Origin of the sequence: Pseudomonas sp. NPDC089554, assembly GCF_050280645.1 — a bacterium.
Taxonomy (GTDB): Bacteria; Pseudomonadota; Gammaproteobacteria; order Pseudomonadales; family Pseudomonadaceae; genus Aquipseudomonas.
In genome coordinates this window covers 37,336-53,299 of record NZ_JBNNVR010000005.1, presented here as the reverse complement: position 1 = coordinate 53,299, position 15,964 = coordinate 37,336, and the positions used below count along the sequence as shown (strand labels likewise).

General features: G+C 64.6%; 14 protein-coding genes. 7 read left to right on the top strand and 7 right to left on the bottom strand.

Annotated features, from left to right (window positions below):
- Positions 1 to 23 precede the first annotated feature (23 nt).
- The 6 genes from ACQKPE_RS03055 (at position 24) to ACQKPE_RS03030 (ending at position 6,526) form a co-directional block, all read left to right on the top strand.
- On the top strand, positions 24 to 617 hold the full coding sequence (locus ACQKPE_RS03055) for a TetR/AcrR family transcriptional regulator (RefSeq protein ID WP_427663295.1): 594 nt from the start codon (positions 24 to 26) through the stop codon (positions 615 to 617).
- A 49-nt stretch (positions 618 to 666) separates the two neighbouring features.
- On the top strand, positions 667 to 1,344 hold the full coding sequence (locus ACQKPE_RS03050; RefSeq protein WP_427663294.1) for a type 1 glutamine amidotransferase domain-containing protein: 678 nt from the start codon (positions 667 to 669) through the stop codon (positions 1,342 to 1,344).
- Between the two features lie 183 nt (positions 1,345 to 1,527).
- On the top strand, positions 1,528 to 2,982 hold the full coding sequence (locus tag ACQKPE_RS03045; protein ID WP_427663293.1) for an aldehyde dehydrogenase family protein: 1,455 nt from the start codon (positions 1,528 to 1,530) through the stop codon (positions 2,980 to 2,982).
- A 122-nt stretch (positions 2,983 to 3,104) separates the two neighbouring features.
- Entirely contained in the window at positions 3,105 to 4,229 is a 1,125-nt protein-coding gene (locus tag ACQKPE_RS03040) for an alkene reductase (RefSeq protein WP_427663292.1), read from the top strand.
- 64 nt (positions 4,230 to 4,293) lie between these two features.
- Positions 4,294 to 5,505 carry a CynX/NimT family MFS transporter gene (locus ACQKPE_RS03035; RefSeq protein WP_427663291.1) on the top strand — a complete coding sequence of 404 codons (1,212 nt, stop codon included), beginning with the start codon at positions 4,294 to 4,296 and terminating at the stop codon, positions 5,503 to 5,505.
- Positions 5,506 to 5,581: 76 nt separating this feature from the next.
- Positions 5,582 to 6,526, top strand: a complete 945-nt coding sequence (locus ACQKPE_RS03030) for an alpha/beta fold hydrolase (protein ID WP_427663290.1) — start codon at positions 5,582 to 5,584, stop codon at positions 6,524 to 6,526.
- Between the two features lie 156 nt (positions 6,527 to 6,682).
- On the opposite strand, the gene ACQKPE_RS03025 is transcribed toward ACQKPE_RS03030, so the two are convergent.
- From ACQKPE_RS03025 to ACQKPE_RS03010, 4 genes are all read right to left on the bottom strand, one after another.
- Complete coding sequence (locus ACQKPE_RS03025) at positions 6,683 to 8,305, bottom strand: acyl-CoA synthetase (protein WP_427663289.1); 1,623 nt, start codon at positions 8,303 to 8,305, stop codon at positions 6,683 to 6,685.
- 254 nt (positions 8,306 to 8,559) lie between these two features.
- Positions 8,560 to 10,101, bottom strand: coding sequence for an aminomethyl-transferring glycine dehydrogenase subunit GcvPB (gcvPB, locus tag ACQKPE_RS03020; protein WP_427663288.1), 1,542 nt, complete (start codon positions 10,099 to 10,101; stop codon positions 8,560 to 8,562).
- Positions 10,098 to 11,501, bottom strand: coding sequence for an aminomethyl-transferring glycine dehydrogenase subunit GcvPA (gene gcvPA, locus ACQKPE_RS03015; RefSeq protein ID WP_427663287.1), 1,404 nt, complete (start codon positions 11,499 to 11,501; stop codon positions 10,098 to 10,100). The genes gcvPB and gcvPA overlap by 4 nt, the downstream gene beginning before the upstream one ends.
- Before the next feature lie 28 nt (positions 11,502 to 11,529).
- The gene (locus ACQKPE_RS03010) at positions 11,530 to 12,738 is read right to left on the bottom strand and encodes an ATP-NAD kinase family protein (protein ID WP_427663286.1); all 1,209 of its coding nucleotides are present in this window, start codon (positions 12,736 to 12,738) and stop codon (positions 11,530 to 11,532) included.
- A 150-nt stretch (positions 12,739 to 12,888) separates the two neighbouring features.
- Between ACQKPE_RS03010 and ACQKPE_RS03005 the strand changes: the two genes are divergently transcribed.
- Entirely contained in the window at positions 12,889 to 13,479 is a 591-nt protein-coding gene (locus tag ACQKPE_RS03005) for a TetR/AcrR family transcriptional regulator (protein WP_427663285.1), read from the top strand.
- A 140-nt stretch (positions 13,480 to 13,619) separates the two neighbouring features.
- Here ACQKPE_RS03005 and ACQKPE_RS03000 read toward each other — a convergent pair whose 3' ends face one another.
- The 3 genes from ACQKPE_RS03000 to ACQKPE_RS02990 all read right to left on the bottom strand — a co-directional run bounded on the left by ACQKPE_RS03000 (position 13,620) and on the right by ACQKPE_RS02990 (position 15,865).
- Positions 13,620 to 14,561 carry an LLM class oxidoreductase gene (locus ACQKPE_RS03000; RefSeq protein ID WP_427663284.1) on the bottom strand — a complete coding sequence of 314 codons (942 nt, stop codon included), beginning with the start codon at positions 14,559 to 14,561 and terminating at the stop codon, positions 13,620 to 13,622.
- Between the two features lie 13 nt (positions 14,562 to 14,574).
- Positions 14,575 to 15,012 carry a nuclear transport factor 2 family protein gene (locus tag ACQKPE_RS02995; RefSeq protein ID WP_427663283.1) on the bottom strand — a complete coding sequence of 146 codons (438 nt, stop codon included), beginning with the start codon at positions 15,010 to 15,012 and terminating at the stop codon, positions 14,575 to 14,577.
- Between the two features lie 112 nt (positions 15,013 to 15,124).
- Positions 15,125 to 15,865 (bottom strand): SDR family NAD(P)-dependent oxidoreductase, encoded by a 741-nt coding sequence (locus ACQKPE_RS02990; RefSeq protein ID WP_427663282.1) that lies wholly within the window; start codon positions 15,863 to 15,865, stop codon positions 15,125 to 15,127.
- Positions 15,866 to 15,964: the final 99 nt, after the last annotated feature.

Genomic DNA, 15,964 nt, shown 5'->3' with positions numbered 1-15,964 from the left:
CTGGTCTACTGAGGAACCCAACCATGGCTACCGTCGCCAGCAACCCGACCCAACAACGCATCTTCGAAGTCGCAGAATCGATCATTGCCCGCAAAGGTTTTTCGGCCGTGGGCATCAACGAAGTGCTGCAAGCGGCAGAGGTGCCCAAGGGCTCCTTCTACCACTACTTCGCCTCCAAGGATGCGTTCGGCACGGCGCTGCTGGAGCACTATTTCGAAGGCTACTTCGCAGAGATGGACCTGATCCTGCAAAACCCGCGCACCACCGCCTTCGATGCGCTGATGAGCTATTGGCAACTGTGGATCCGCAACCAGACCAGCCAGACCGAATGCGGCAAGTGCCTGGCGGTGAAACTGGGCGCCGAAGTGGCCGACCTTTCCGAACAGATGCGCCTGGCCTTGCACCGTGGCACCTCGCAGATCACCGACCGCCTGGAAGTCGCCATCGCCCGGGGCGTGGACGAAGGCTCGGTGAAGATCGCCGCCAGCCCCCGGCAAATCGCCATGCGGCTCTACGCTCAGTGGCTGGGCGCCAGTGTGATGGTGAAGATCACCCGCACCACCCAGCCCTTCGACGAAGCTTTGCTGCAAACCCGACTTACGCTGAACAACCTGTGAACGCACCCATCCGTTCACGCCCTAGCCATGCCAACCCGAGGAAATCGAAATGAAAGTCCTGATTGTGCTGACCTCCCATGACCAACTGGGCGACACCGGCCTGAAGACCGGTTTCTGGCTCGAAGAGCTCGCCGCCCCTTACTACGCGTTCAAGGACGCCGGTGCCGCGCTGACCCTGGCATCGCCCGCCGGCGGCCAACCGCCGCTGGACCCGAAAAGCGATTCGCCGGACTTCCAGACCGACGACACCCGCCGCTTCAGCGCTGACGCCGAGGCGCAGAAGGCCCTGGCCAACACCGTGAAACTGAGCGAGGTGAGCGCCAGCGACTTCGACGCGGTGTTCTACCCAGGCGGCCACGGCCCGCTGTGGGACCTGGCCGAGTCGAGCACCTCCATCGCCTTGATCGAAGCCTTCGAGCGCGCCGGCAAGCCTATCGGCTTCGTCTGCCATGCCCCTGGCGTGCTGCGCCACGTCAAAGGCGCCGATGGCCAGCCATTGGTCAAAGGCCGCCGCGTGACCGGCTTCACCAACAGCGAAGAAGAAGCCGTCCAGCTGACCAAGGTCGTGCCCTTCCTGGTCGAGGACGAGCTGCAAGCGCTCGGTGCACATTTTGAGAAAGGCCCGGACTGGGGCTCGTTCATCCTCACCGATGGGCGCTTGGTCACCGGCCAGAACCCGGCCAGTTCCGCAGCCGCCGCCAAGGCCTTGCTGGCCCTGACCGCCTGATCCACCTGCGTCAACGGCGGGCCACGGGTAATCGATAGGCCCAGGCCCGCCACGCCTTAAGTAACGACCTGCACGTTCGCACAGTCGCCCCTTTTCGGGATGACGGGGTTCGTGCTGCCCGAAAAACGCTTCATCAATCCATTTAAAACGTGCTTTTCCAAATTAACTCAAGGAGTTAGCAAAATGACCACCACCAAAAGCTACACCTACTCGCCAAGCGTCTTCGCCGGCCCTTACTACCTGTCCATCGCCGGTGACCTGGTGTCCACCTCCGAACACTTCGATGTGTTCAACCCGGCCACCGGCCAGGTGCTGGCCCAGGCGCCCTCGGGCTCGCCCGAGCAGCTGGAAACCGCCATCGCCAGCGCGAAAAGCGCCTTCAAGACCTGGTCCGCGCTGAGCTACGACCAGCGCCAGGTCTACCTCAACGCCTACGCCGACGCCCTGCAAGCGCACCGCGACGAGCTGTCGGAGCTGCTGACCCTGGAACAAGGCAAGCCGCTCAAGACCATGGCCGAGCCTGAAGTCGACCAGGCCATTTCGTGGATCCGCCAGATCGCCACCCGCCGCATTCCGGTGGAAATCGTCGAAGACAACGACAGCCATGTGGTCGAGCTGCACCACACCCCGCTGGGCGTGATCGGCGCGATCACCCCGTGGAACTTCCCAGTGCTGTTGGCGCTGTGGAAAGTGGCACCCGCGCTGATCACCGGCAACACCATGGTCATCAAGCCGTCGCCGTTCACCCCGCTGACCACCCTGCGCTTCGGCCAGATCGCCCAGGCCGTGCTGCCGCCAGGCGTACTGTCGGTGGTGTCCGGCGGCAACGAGCTGGGCCCACAGATGACCGCCCACGCCGACATCGCCAAGATCAGCTTCACCGGCTCGACCGAGACCGGCAAGCACGTGATCCGCTCGGCGGCCGGCACCATGAAGCGCCTGACCATGGAAATGGGCGGTAACGACGCCGCCATCGTGCTGCCCGACGCCGACTTCAAAGCCATCATCCCGCAGCTGTACTGGGGCGCGGTGGGCAACTCGGGCCAATGGTGCGTAGGCATCAAGCGCCTGTACGTACACAGCAGCTACCGCGCTGAGTTCGTCGAGGCCTTCGTCGACTACGCCAAGCAACAGAAGATGGGCAACGGCCTGGACCCTGAAGTGACCGTGGGCCCGGTGCAGAACAAGATGCAGTTCGACAAGGTGCGTACCTTCCTCGACGACATCAAGGCCAATGGCTACAAGGTGGTGCTCGGTGGCGAAGTGGACGAAAGCCGTCCTGGCTACTTCATCCCGGTGACCGTGGTGGACAACCCGCCAGAGCAGTCGATGATCGTGCAGCAGGAGCAGTTCGGCCCGATCGTGCCGATCATCGCCTACGACGATGTGGATGATGTGGTCGCCCGCGCCAACGACAGCCCGTTCGGCCTCGGTGGTTCGGTCTGGGGGCGCGATACCAAGGCAGCCGTGGCCGTGGCCAACCGCCTGGAGACTGGCATGGTCTGGGTCAACGAGATCCACACCCAGGGCATCGACGTGCCGTTCGGTGGCCACAAGCAGTCGGGCCTGGGCACCGAGCACGGCCACGAAGGCCGCCTGCTGTTCACCAACCCCAAGACCGTGCTGATCAAGAAGTAAGCCGGTGCGGCCTCTCCTCGCGAGAGGCCGCCCTTTCAGCCCCCTGAATTTTCGCACTGGAGCCCGTGGGCGCTCGCGCCTTCACGCACGCCTCCGTGCACCTGAACGACAGGATTAGAGCCATGAACCACAGCGCATTGTTCACCCCCATCGAGATGGGCCACATCACCCTGAAGAACCGCATCGTGCTGCCGCCATTGACCCGCCAGCGCGCCGCCCAGCCCGGCGATATCGCCACCGACCTGATGGCCACCTACTACCGCCAGCGCGCCGGTGCCGGCTTCATGGTCACCGAAGGCACCCAGATCGAGCCGCGCGGCCAAGGCTATGCCTGGACCCCAGGCATCTACACCCCCGAGCAGATCGAGGGCTGGCGCAAGGTCACCGACGCGGTGCACGCCGAAGGCGGGGTGATCTTCGCCCAGCTGTGGCACGTGGGCCGGGTTTCGCACAACGACCTGCAACCCGGTGGCGCTGCCCCGGTCGCGCCCTCGGCGATCCAGGCGCAGAAGGTCAAGGCCTTCATCCAGACCGGCCCAGGCACCGGCGAGCTGGTGCAGCCACCCGTGCCACGAGCGCTGGAAGTGGCCGAGATCGGCGAGCTGGTGCAGCAGTACGCACAAGCCGCGCGCAATGCCATCGATGCTGGCTTCGACGGCGTGGAAATCCACTCGGCCAACGGTTACCTGGTCAACCAGTTCATCTCGGCCCACGCCAACCAGCGCACCGACGAATACGGCGGCTCGCTGGAAAACCGCCTGCGCTTCCTGCGTGAAATCGTCGAGGCAGTAAGCGCGGTGGTGGGCGGCGAACGCCTGGGCGTGCGCTTCACCCCGCTGTTCACCAGCACCGACCAGGACCGCGTGTACATCGGCCTGGTCGAGGAAGACCCGCACACCACCTACGTCGAGGCGATCAAGGTGCTGGAGGCCGCAGGCGTTGCCTACGTGTCGATCGCCGAAGCCGACTGGGACAACGCGCCCGACCTGCCCGAAGCCTTCCGCCGCGACGTACGCGCCGCGTTCAGCGGGCGCATTCTCTACGCCGGCCGCTACACCGCCGAGCGGGGTGCGCGTCTGATCGAGTCGGGCCTGGCGGACCTGGTGGCATTCGGTCGCCCGTTCATCGCCAACCCCGACCTGCCTGCGCGTATCGCCAATGGCTGGCCGCTCAACCCGCTCGACCCCGCCACGGTGTACGGCGGTGCAGAGCAAGGCCTGACCGACTACCCCACGTACTCGGCCTGAACCCCACGCGGCGCCGAGCATACTGCCGCGCCGCCCACCTTCAAGCGTACCGGAAGCCCTCGCCATGCCAGCCGAACCCCTACCCGCGACGCCGCGTGCCCCCTCGATGCTGGTGCTGGTGGCCTGCATCGTGCTCGTCGCCATCACCCTGCGCCCCGGCATCGTGTCCGTGGGGCCGCTGCTGCCTGCGATCATTCTCGAACTGGGCCTGAGTCACACCGAAGCGGCCCTGCTGACGGTGATTCCCACGCTGCTGATGGGCGTGCTGGCGCTGCCCGCGCCCTGGTTGGCACACCGCTACGGGCGCGACCGGGTGATCCTGGCGGCGCTGCTGGTGATGGGGTTGGCGATTACCTTGCGCACCTTCGCCGGGTCCGCCGGCCAGCTGTTCGCCGCCACCGCTGGCGTGGGTGCGGGCATCGCCATCGCCGGGACGCTGTTCTCCAGCTACGTGAAAGCCCGCGCACCAGGGCGCCTGGCGTTGTTCATGGGGCTGTACGCCACGGCCATCGGCATGGGCAGCACCTTCGCGGCTGCCAGCACTGGGCTGCTCGAACAGCTGCTGCAAGGCTGGCGTTGGGCCAGTGGCGCCTGGGTGCTGCCGGTGCTGCTGGCGGCGCTGGCCTGGGTGATTGTCGAACGGCGTAGCCTGGGCAGCCGACCAACCGCGACCGCCACGGCCAAGCCCAAAATGCCCTGGGGTAATGCCACCGCCTGGTTGATCGCGCTGTTCTTCGCCTGCAACAACCTGGTGTTCTACGCGCTGATCGCCTGGCTTGCCCCGCTCTATAGCGAGTTGGGTGAAAGCACGGCCTCGGCGGGCTTGATCCTGGCCAGCTACACCTTGGGCTTCATGGTGGCCAACCCGGTATTCGGCTTTCTCAGCCGCAGCGACGACCGCCGCCTGCTGCTGGCCGCAAGCTCGTCCATCGCCTTGCTCGGCAGCCTGGCGATGGCCGTGTCGCCCAGCAGCATGCCACTGGTGATCGTGCCAATAGCTGCGTTCGGCACCGGTGGCGCCTTCACCCTGGCCATGACCTTGCCGCTGGACAACGCCTCGACGCCAGAAGAAGCCGGCACCTGGAATGCCTTCGTGATGCTCATCAGCTACTTGGTGGGCGCTGCTGGGCCGCTGGTGATGGGCTATCTGCGTGACAGCACGGGGAATTTCCAGTCGGCGCTGTGGCTGCTGGTGGGTGTCGGCGCGGTGATGCTGCTGGTGACGCCGTTCTTGCAGCCTTATCACCAGCGTGCACGCCGGCAATGTAACCCTTAAAAATACTATTGACGAGTTACAAAACACAGGAGTAACCTCTTTTACACAATTTACCAGTTACAGAAGAGGTTCTGTCATGTCTTTCTCGAAACTGATGGCAGCCGCCGGGTTGGCCACCACGCTACTGGCGGGCACCGCCCAAGCTGCCGAACCGTCCCACCAGGACGTGCGTTATCGCTATGAGCAGGTCGGCGACGTGAAGGTCTTCTACCGCGAGGCAGGCGATCCGAAAGCGCCGACCGTCCTGCTGCTGCACGGCTTCGCCGCCTCGTCGTTCATGTACCGCGACGTGATTCCGGCCCTTGCCGACCGCTACCACGTGATCGCCCCGGACCTGCCGGCCTTCGGCTTCACCGAGTCGCCGGCCCGCGGCAAGTACCCCTACACCTTCAGCCAGCTGGCCAAGACCATTGGCCAGTTCACCGAGCAGCTCAAGCTCGACAAGTACGCGCTGATGGTCCACGACTACGGCGCCCCGGTGGGCTGGCGCCTGGCGGTCGCGCACCCAACCCGTGTGACGGCGATCGTGTCGCAGAACGGCAACGCTTATGAAGAAGGCCTGGGTGCCGGATGGGCGCCGATCCAGACCTACTGGCGCGAACCCACCCAGAAAAACCGCGAAGCGCTGAGCGACTTCCCGACCCCGGCTTCGATCAAGTGGCAGTACCTCGAAGGGGTGGCGGACAAGAGCAAGGTCTCGCCCGATGGCTACACCCTGGAAGGGCTGCACATTACCCAGCCGGGCAATGCCGACATCCAGCTCGACCTGATCCTGGACTATGCCGACAACGTGGCGAAGTACCCTGAGTTCCAGGCGTTCTTCCGCAAGTACCAGCCGCCACTGCTGGCGGTGTGGGGCAAGAACGACCCGTTCTTCCTGCCCGCTGGTGCCGAGGCCTGGAAACGCGACATTCCAAAGGCGGACATTCACTTCTATGACACCGGGCACTTCGCCCTGGAAACCCACGCCAAGGAAATCATTCCGGTGATTCGTGAGTTTCTCGACAAGAATGTGAAGTAACTGGCCTGCGCGGTGTATGGCACCAGCGGTGCTGGTGTTCGCGGCGGTTCGGCGCCCCGACAAGCCCGCTCCTACAGGGATTGCGCAAAACCCTGTAGGAGCGGGCTTGCCCGCGAACACCGGCGCAGCCGGTGCCATTCACCAATACTCCAGGCCTTAGAGCACCCGCGCCCGCTCACGCAGCAGGTACTTCTGGATCTTCCCCGTCGAAGTCTTGGGCAACTCGCCGAACACCACGGTCTTGGGCAACTTGAACCCCGCCAGGTGCTCCCGGCAGAAGCGCACGATGTCGGCCTCGCCAGTGTCAGCAAAACCCTCCTTCAAGGTCACGAACGCACAGGGCGTCTCGCCCCATTTCTCATCGGGCCGCGCCACCACTGCGGCCTCCAGCACCGCCGGGTGTCGGTAGAGCACGCCTTCGACCTCGATGGTGGAGATGTTCTCGCCACCGGAAATGATGATGTCCTTGAGCCGGTCGCGAATTTCCACGTAGCCATCTGGATGCTGCACCGCCAGGTCGCCGGTGTGGAACCAGCCACCGGCGAACGCCTCGCGGGTCGCGTCGGGGTTCTTCAGGTAGCCCTTCATCACCGTATTGCCACGCATGAAAATCTCGCCGATGGTCTCCCCATCGCTCGGCACCGGCTGCAAGGTTTGCGGGTCAGCCACCATCAAGCCCTCCAGCGTCGGGTAGCGCACACCTTGGCGCGCCTTGATCCGCGCGCGCTCATCCAGCGACCGGGCATCCCACTCGGCGTGCCACGCGCACACCGTCACCGGGCCATAGACTTCGGTCAGCCCATACACATGGGTGACCTTGATCCCCATCGCCTCCACCGCACCAATCACCTTGGCCGGCGGCGCAGCCCCCGCGACCATCGCTGCCACCGGGTGGTCGATGGCCATCTTGGCGGCCTCGGGCACGTTGACCAGGCCGTTGAGCACGATGGGGGCGCCACATAGGTGGCTGACCCGGTGTTGGTTGATCAACCCAAGAATCTTCTGCGGCTCGACCCGGCGCAGGAACACATGAGTGCCGGCCAGGGCGGTGACGGTCCAGGGGTAGCACCAGCCGTTGCAGTGGAACATCGGCAGGGTCCACAGGTACACCGGGTGGTTGCCCATGGCCCAGGTCATCTGGTTGCCGAGGGCGTTGAGGTAGGCGCCGCGGTGGTGATAGACCACACCTTTCGGGTTGCCGGTGGTGCCGGAGGTGTAGTTGAGCGAGATGGCCTGCCATTCATCTTCCGGCCACTGCCAGGCGAACTGCGGGTCGCCTTCATCCAGTAGTGCTTCGTAGTCCAGTTCGCTGAGTGGCTGGCCTTCGCCGTATTCCGGGTCGTCGACATCGATGACCAGCGGCGGATTGGCCAGCAGGCCCAAGGCCTCGCGGATCACAGCGTGGAACTCGCGGTCGGTGATCAGCACCTTGGCCTCGCCGTGCTCGAGCATGAAGGCGATGGCCTGGGCATCCAGGCGTACGTTGAGGGTGTTGAGCACCGCGCCAATCATCGGCACGCCGAAGTGCACCTCGAGCATTGCCGGGATGTTGGGCAGCATCACCGCCACCGTGTCGCCCTTGCCAATGCCTCGGGCATCAAGGGCGCTGGCCAGGCGGCGGCAACGTTTGTAAGTGTCTTGCCAGTCACGGCGGATGTTGCCGTGGATCACGGCCGGGTAGTGCCCGTACACGCTGGCAGTACGCTCGATGAAGCTCAACGGCGAGAGCGCAACGTGGTTGACAGGCAAGGGCACCAGGCCCTGTTCGAAGATAGACATGGAAGGTTCCTGTACGCGGGTTGCAGCGTGCGAACCCGCGAGTGGCTGATTGTTAGCTCTGGTCAGGGTGTTGCTACACGCCGACATCTGGAGGGGCGGCCTGATGTGGGAGCGGCCTTGTGTCGCGAATGGGTTGCGCAGCAGCCCCAGGGGTTCAATGGCGCGGCTTCAATTTCTGGGGCTGCTGCGCAGCCCTTTCGCGACACAAGGCCGCTCCCACACTAGGTCTCTCGCAGATGGCAGCACTGGGCGCGTTATTTCTTGCGCTGGTACGCCCGCCAGGTCATCGCCCATTGCGCTGGGTCTTCCAGGTCGCGGCCCTTGAGCCTATGAATGGCCTGGTTGTGCGGCGCGGTCTTGACGATCTCGGGGTTGCTGTAGGCCTCCTCGCTAATGTGCGCCAGCACAGCAATCCAGGTATCCAGCGCTTCCTTGCCATACATCTCGCCGGCCTCAGGGGTGAACGGCTCGGGGATCAGCCAGGGGTGGTGGCTGCTCCACATCGCGTCGATGCCGAAGTCGGTCATGCGGTTCTGCACGTCGTGGGCATCGACCCCGGTGTCGTCCTTGAGCTGTTGCAGGCTGTAGCGGGTCATTTCCAGGCGCGGGCTGGTGGCGTCGGGGTGCGAGCGGGTGACCCCGCGAATCGCCAGCAGGCCCTTCTCCATGTAGTTGTTGGCCAGCACCGAAATGTCCGACGCCTCGGCCATGCCCTCGGCACCCATCGCCCGGGCCCAGGCGTAGGCCTTGAGAATCACCGGCACGTTGCCCCAGAACTCACGGATCTTGCCGCTGCTGTGCGGGCGGTCGTAATCGAGGCTGTAGCGCTGGCCGTCGAAGGCCACCACCGGCGCGGGCAGGAAAGGCGCCAGCTCCGCCGAGCAGCCGTAGGCACCCACCGCCGGGCCACCCACACCGCTCTTGGGCGCGCCGAAGGTCTTGTGCAGCATGAACATGCAGGCGTCGAACCCCAGCTCGCGGGCGCGGATCTTGGTCATCGCGCCGTTGAAGTTGGCGTGGTCGTAGAAGCACAGGCCGCCGGCCTCATGGACGATACGCACCCACTCGCGAATCTCGGGGTTGTACACGCCCATGTCGTCCGGGTTGTTCAACATCAAGGCTGCCGTGCGCTCGGACACCGCCGCCTTGAGCGACTCCAGCGACGGATAGCCGTTCTCCTCGATCATCAGGGTGATGACCTTGAACCCCGCCGCCGCTGCCGTGGCTGCGCTGCTGGGATGGGTCTGGATGGTGGTGATGATTTCATCACGCTGCGCCAGCTCGCCCTTCGATGCGTGATAGCCACGGGTGACCACGCAGTTGGTGTACGCCGCATCCGCCCCACCACCCGGCTGGAAGATGAACTGGTCCATGCCCGACAGCTCGCGCAGGATGCTGTCCATGCCGTGCACCACTTCCAGCGTGCCTTGCAGGGTGTCTTCATCCTGGTAGGGGTGCACGTGGGTCATTTCCGGGCGCCAGGCCATGGCCTCGTTGATCTGCGCGTTGTACTTCATGGTGCAGGTGCCGAACAGGCTGATGTTCATCATGCCCAGGGTCTGCTGCGACAGGCGCAGGTAGTGGTACAGCACCTCCGGCTCCGAAAGCTCCGGCAGCGCAGGTTTCTGGGTGCGGCGCATGCTCGCCGGCACCAGGTCGTCGAGCGCGCCGCTGGCCGCACGTACCGCGTCCTCCACTTCGGGGAAGACGACGCCGCGGCGCCCGGGGTAGCCCATTTGCAGAATCACCGGCTCGTTCCAGACCGGCGCGTGGTATTTGCGCAGTGGCGTGCTCATTGTGCGATTACCTCGTTCAGTGCAGCAGCCAGGCGTTCGATATCGGCCTGGGTATGGATTTCGGTGACGCAATACAGGGCGCTTTGGCCAAGCTCGGGGAAGTCCCTGGAAAGGTCCTTGCCACCGAAGATGCCCTTGGCCAACAGGCGCTTGTTCAGGGTGGCGACGCTGTGCCCGGTGCCCTCGAAATTCACCACGAATTCCTTGAAGAAGCCGCTCGGGAAGGTCACCCGCACGCCTGGAATTTCACCCAACCGCTTGGCCGCGAAATGCGCACGCTGGAGGATCACCTCGCCCACTTCCTCGAAGCCCTTGGGCCCCATCATGGCCATGTACACGGCGTTGGCGATGGCCCACATGTACACCGAGTGGCCGGTGAAATCGTTGCCCTTGTCGCGCAGGCCATAGGACGACTGCTCGAACAGGCTCAGGCCAAAGCCGTATTCGCCAGGCTGGGTGGTTTCGCTGATGCTGATGAACAGGGTCGGGTACTGGTGGGCGTAACGCGCATCGTCGTGCGAGGCGATGAAGCCGCTGACGCCACCGCCGCTGTTCATGTGCACGCCCAGTGGCTGGGTGGTGCCCACCACGATATCGGCGCCGTAGTCGACAGGCGCGGCGAGCACGCCGAGGGAAATGGGGTCGACCCCGACGATCACCTCGGCGCCCACAGCATGGGCCAGGCGGGCAATCTCGGCGCCCTGCTGCTCGATCACGCCGAAGTACGAGGGCGTCTCGAAGTACACCGCGGCGGTCTGCTCGCCCAGAATCGCCTTGAGGTGCTCGAGGTCGAGCAGGCCGGTGCTGGGGTCATAGTCGACCAGGCGCACATTGATGTGACTGGCCATGTCGGCGGGCTCGCAATAGTTGCGGATCACCGACAGACGCTCGGGGTCGATGGCGCGCACCACCAACACCTCGCGGCGTTCGGTGAGGCGCGCAGCCATGCGAATGGCGTGACCAGCGGCACTGCCCCAGCTGCGCACGGGCATGCCGACCAGGTCCATGTTCAACAGCTCGCCAAGCTGGCTGCAGAACTCGAACCAGGCCTGGTTGCGGCCATGGTCGGAGCTGGGCTCGCCGAACACCGAGGTGAGCCACTCGTTGCGCCGCACCACTTCGTCGCAGGCGGCGGGCACATGGTGCTGCCAGCAGCCGGCACCGAGGAAGTTGAGGTTCTGCTCGCAGGTGACGTTCTTCGCCAGGGTGTCGACCAGGTGTCGGCGCAGCTGGCTTTCGGTGAGGGCTGGCGGCAGCTCGATCGGGCGCTTGAGCCGGTGGCCCTGGGGAATCTGCTGGAACAGCTCCTCGATGCTGTTGGCACCGATCGACTCGAGCATTTCCTGCTTGAGCGCGGGCACGGAGTTCGCCATGTAGGGGTGGGCGACGTGACTTCTCATGGGAGGGTCCTGGGTAGGGTGGAAGGGATCAGGCGCGAACCTTGAAGAAGGTGGTGCGGTCCGGCCCGGTATGCACTCGCAGGTAGCCGCTGAGCAGCGCGTCGACCTCGGCATCGCCGGTGTCGACGCGCAGGCAGCCGCCGTCGAGGGAAATAAGCTTGTCCATGGAGGCGATCACGACGATGCCGTCGCGCCCGACACGGCGGATGACTTCGGCGCTGAACTGCTGGTTGCCGCGCCCGAACAGGCTGCCATGGCCGCCAAGCACCCCGACCACGAGGCGCGTGGGTCGCCCGTCCATCAGGCGCAGCAGGGCCTGTTCGTCGAGGTCGGCGGCGATGCGCTGGCCATCCAGCACAGCGTCCACGCCCAGCAGCGTCGAAGGCAGGCCGAGGGCGTTCATCACCCGCCGGGTGGTGCTGCCAGGGCCTAGCAGGTAGAGGCAGCCGGGCTGCATCTGCTGGGCGACTTGTGCGCTGGCTGCGTCGAGAGCGGCGTCGGCGCCCAATACAGAGCCGGACTTGGCGTTCTGCACCCGGTGGCGTTGGTAGAGGCTGCGGGCGTAGCCATACAGCTGGGTTGAGACGCGGTCTTCGCGCATGGCGGCTTCGTCGATGTCCATCACCTCGGCCTCACGCAGGCTGACCGAAGGGGCACTTGCCAGGAAGTCACCCAGCAGTTGCCCGGCGTTGCGCGGGGTAGTGGCGAACACGGCGGAATACATCTTCACTCCGGTGGGAATGCCCAGCAGCGGCACGCGGTCGCCAACAGCGGCCAGCACGTCGCGCGCCGTGCCGTCGCCACCGGCGAACAGCAGCAGGTCGACACCGGCGCGGGCCATGGCCAGCGCGGCGTTGCGCGTAGCATCCGGGCCGCTGACGCCGACGCTGGGGCGGTACACCACCAGCGGATCGAGGCCAGCGGCGCGGGCCACGTCTTCGCCAAACTCGCCGGCAGCGGTTACCAGGTGCAAGGGCGCGCAGGTGTGGGCCAGGTGCTGGAGGGTTTGCAGGGCGCGCTCGCTGGAAAGCGGGCGAGCGCCTCGGCGCTTGGCTTCAGCCAGCACCTCGAAGCCATCGGTGCCCTTCAAGCCCACCCGCCCGCCCATGCCAGCGATGGGGTTGACGATCAAACCCAGCGTCTTGATGCCGCTATTGACCAAGGACTTGGCCTGAACAAGCGCATCAATGGCATTATCGTCGGCACCCGAGGGGTCCAGGCCGGTCTGGTCACACATGCGCACACTCCTGCGGGGACGGACGGCGCTGCATGAAACAGGAACAACCAGGAAACTTGCATACGCCGCGTATGCCATTCAAAATACAACATACGCTACGTATGTCAATTCTCACATACGCTCCGTATGTCATATTCGGGAACAAGGGTAATGGCACAGAAACGTGCAGAGATGATTGTGGAAACCCGCGCCAAGCTGATCAAAGCAGCACGGGAAGCCTTCGCCACCCAGGGCTACGCCGACAGTTCGATGGATGAGCTGACCGCCGAGGCGGGGTTGACCCGTGGCGCGCTGTATCACCATTTCGGTGGCAAGAAAGGCCTGCTGGAAGCGGTGATCGCGCAGATCGACAGCGAGATGGTGCAGCGCCTGGCGGTGGTGATCGAGCAGGCGTCGAGCACCTGGGAGGGCTTTATCGAGGAGTCCATCGCCTATATCCGCATGGCGTTGGAGCCGGAGATACAGCGCATCGTGCTGCTCGACGGCCCGGCCGTGTTAGGCGATTCCTCGCGCTGGGCCAGCCAGAACGCGTGCATGCGCAGCACCGAACGCAGCATTCAGAAGCTGATGGATGAAGGCACGGTACGGGCGGTGGATGCCGAGGCCATGGCGCGGATGGTGATGGGCGCGCTGCTCAATGCCTCGCTGTGGATCGCCCATGCGGACGACCCGCAGGATGCCTCGGTGAAGGCTACCGAGGGGTTCAAGGTGCTGGCTTCGGGGTTGTTGTTGGGTAAGTGAGGCTGGCACACATTGTGTGTTGGTGGCACCGGCTGCGCCGGTGTTCGCGGGCGAGCCCGCTCCTACAGGTACAGCGAGGAACCTGTAGGAGCGGGCTTGTCGGGGCGCCGAACCGCCGCGAATAGGCCAGCGCTATTTCCTCAATGAGCAGCGAACCGCGGCACCACGAACTCGCCAATCTCCTGAACCACCTCATGCGCCGGGCGCCGGGCGTACTTCAGGTTCAGCCCCACATGGTTCACGCCAATGCTTTCAAGCATTTCCAGGTACTCGCGCAGGAACTTGTGCCCAGCACGGAAGCCCAGTTGAATCGGCGTCGGCGGCGCGTTCGGGTCCTCGGCCAAATCCACGTACAACGATTGCGCGAACGGCTTGAACGAAGGTGTCAACTCGCGCCACTGGGCAATGGTATCGGCTTGCTGCGCCGCGCCTTGCGGGTAGTACAGCCAGCCATCGGCCTGCTCTGCAATCCATTCCACCGACTGGCGCGAGTGGCCCGTGACCATCACCGGGATCGACCCCAGCAAGGGCTTGGGCAGAGTATCGGCGCCCGACAGTTTCACCCTTGCCGTGGAAATACTTGGGTAGTCCTCACCCCAGGCCTGGCGCATCACCTCCAAGGCTTCCCGGAACAGCTCCGGGCGCTGTTCGATCTGGGTGTTGAACGCCGCGAACTCGCTGGGCCGGTCACCGGTCGCCAGCCCCAGCACTAGCCGCTGCCCGGAAAGACGATCCACCGACGCCGCTGCCTTGGCCACATGCAGCGGGTGACGCATCGTGGTGACGATGCTGCCGGTGGCCAGGGCGATACGCGAGGTTTGCGCCGCAACGAAACCCATGAAAACCCAGGGGTCGTGTATATGACCAACATCGCCGAACGACGGCACGTTGAGAAACACATCGCGGAAATACAGCGCAGCAAAGCCCTGCTCTTCGGCCAGGCGCGCGGTTTTCAACTGCTGGGCAATGTCCATCTGCGGCACCGCGCCGCTGTACGACTCGATAGCGAAGAACAACCCTAGCGTCAGCCGCCCTTCCTGGAACATGGTCGAGTAGCCGGGGTGTTTGCTGAAGTCAGTCATGATTCACCTTGGCTTACAGACGCGGGGTCTGCTGCGGCTCGCCACCACCCCAGTACAGCCACGACCAGCTGTCGCCGGTGCGCTGGAACACGCCAGTGGTGACGTACGGCACCACGATCGGGGTGTCGTCTTCGAGCTTGTGACCGTCGATGCGGATCTGCGCCCAGGCGATGTCGCCGCGCATCCACGACACCACCAGGCGCGGCTGCCAGCGAATGCCCAGGGTGGCGACCCAGGTCAGGCCCTCGTGTACGGCATCGCGGCCCATGAAGTATTCGTCCAGGCCGGAGCCGGCGATGGCCACGTCGGCATCGGCGAAGTAGTCGGTGATGTTCGAACCAGGGGTGGACAGCGCCTGGAGCGCGTCGGCGATGAAAGTGTTGAGCGATTCCCGGGTGGCCGGGTCAGCGATCATCGAGGGAGATTGATAGCCTGCGAGTGAGTCGATCATGGGTGCTCCTGTAGCACTGCCAGGGATAGGGACAGGAGCAACATATTGACATACGAAGCGTATGTCAAACCCTACATACGCTTCGTATGTTGCGTACCCTAAGCTAGAGGCCTCAGGTATTCAAGCCACCATCGACGTTGATGATCGCCCCGGTCACCTGGCGTGCTGCGGGGCTTGCCAGGAACGCCACCACCGCCGCGACATCCTTCGGCTCGTTGTAGCGACCCAACGGCATCAGGCCGCGCTGGAACTCGGCGGTTTCGCCATCGCTGGGGTTCATGTCGGTGTTGGTCGAGCCCGGCTGCACCAGGTTCACCGTGATGTCCCGCGCACCCAGCTCGCGTGCCAGGCCGCGGGTGAAGGAGTGCAGCGCCGACTTGGTCATGTAGTACACCGTGCCGGTGTCGCCGACGATACGCTCAGCGCCCGCCGAACCGATGTTGATCACCCGGCTACCGGCCGTCAGGTATGGAATCGCCGCCTGCGCGGTAAGCAAAGGTGAACGCACGTTGATGTCGAGCAGCGTATCGATGTCGTCGACGCTGATGTTGGCGATGGCTTCGAACAACGCGACGCCGGCGTTGTTGACCAGAATATCCAGCCCGCCGAGCGCCTCGGCAGCGCTGTCGACCGCACGCTTGACCGAGGCCGGGTTGCCGCCGTCGAGCTGGATCGCGACCGCCTTGCGGCCCTGGGCCTCGACCAGCGCAACCACCTCGGCAGCCTTCTCGGCCGAGCGCTCGTAGGTAATGGCCACGTCCGCGCCCTTCTCCGCCAGGGCCACTGCGATCGCGGCCCCGATACCCCGCGAAGCACCCGTTACCAGGGCGCGCTTGCCGATCAGATCACTCATGACTCACCTGTTTGTGTGTTGAACGATACACAAATACTCGAAGAGAGCGTGCCGCCTTGTCAATATATTTTGTGTCGCTCGGCACACAAATATAACCCC

Bases quoted from the DNA above. Each gene is read 5' to 3' on its own strand.
- ACQKPE_RS03055 (WP_427663295.1), top strand. From the start codon at position 24: ATGGCTACCGTCGCCAGCAACCCGACCCAACAACGCATCTTCGAAGTC.
- ACQKPE_RS03050 (WP_427663294.1), top strand. From the start codon at position 667: ATGAAAGTCCTGATTGTGCTGACCTCCCATGACCAACTGGGCGACACC.
- ACQKPE_RS03045 (WP_427663293.1), top strand. From the start codon at position 1,528: ATGACCACCACCAAAAGCTACACCTACTCGCCAAGCGTCTTCGCCGGC.
- ACQKPE_RS03040 (WP_427663292.1), top strand. From the start codon at position 3,105: ATGAACCACAGCGCATTGTTCACCCCCATCGAGATGGGCCACATCACC.
- ACQKPE_RS03035 (WP_427663291.1), top strand. From the start codon at position 4,294: ATGCCAGCCGAACCCCTACCCGCGACGCCGCGTGCCCCCTCGATGCTG.
- ACQKPE_RS03030 (WP_427663290.1), top strand. From the start codon at position 5,582: ATGTCTTTCTCGAAACTGATGGCAGCCGCCGGGTTGGCCACCACGCTA.
- ACQKPE_RS03025 (WP_427663289.1), bottom strand. From the start codon at position 8,305: ATGTCTATCTTCGAACAGGGCCTGGTGCCCTTGCCTGTCAACCACGTT.
- gcvPB (WP_427663288.1), bottom strand. From the start codon at position 10,101: ATGAGCACGCCACTGCGCAAATACCACGCGCCGGTCTGGAACGAGCCG.
- gcvPA (WP_427663287.1), bottom strand. From the start codon at position 11,501: ATGAGAAGTCACGTCGCCCACCCCTACATGGCGAACTCCGTGCCCGCG.
- ACQKPE_RS03010 (WP_427663286.1), bottom strand. From the start codon at position 12,738: ATGTGTGACCAGACCGGCCTGGACCCCTCGGGTGCCGACGATAATGCC.
- ACQKPE_RS03005 (WP_427663285.1), top strand. From the start codon at position 12,889: ATGGCACAGAAACGTGCAGAGATGATTGTGGAAACCCGCGCCAAGCTG.
- ACQKPE_RS03000 (WP_427663284.1), bottom strand. From the start codon at position 14,561: ATGACTGACTTCAGCAAACACCCCGGCTACTCGACCATGTTCCAGGAA.
- ACQKPE_RS02995 (WP_427663283.1), bottom strand. From the start codon at position 15,012: ATGATCGACTCACTCGCAGGCTATCAATCTCCCTCGATGATCGCTGAC.
- ACQKPE_RS02990 (WP_427663282.1), bottom strand. From the start codon at position 15,865: ATGAGTGATCTGATCGGCAAGCGCGCCCTGGTAACGGGTGCTTCGCGG.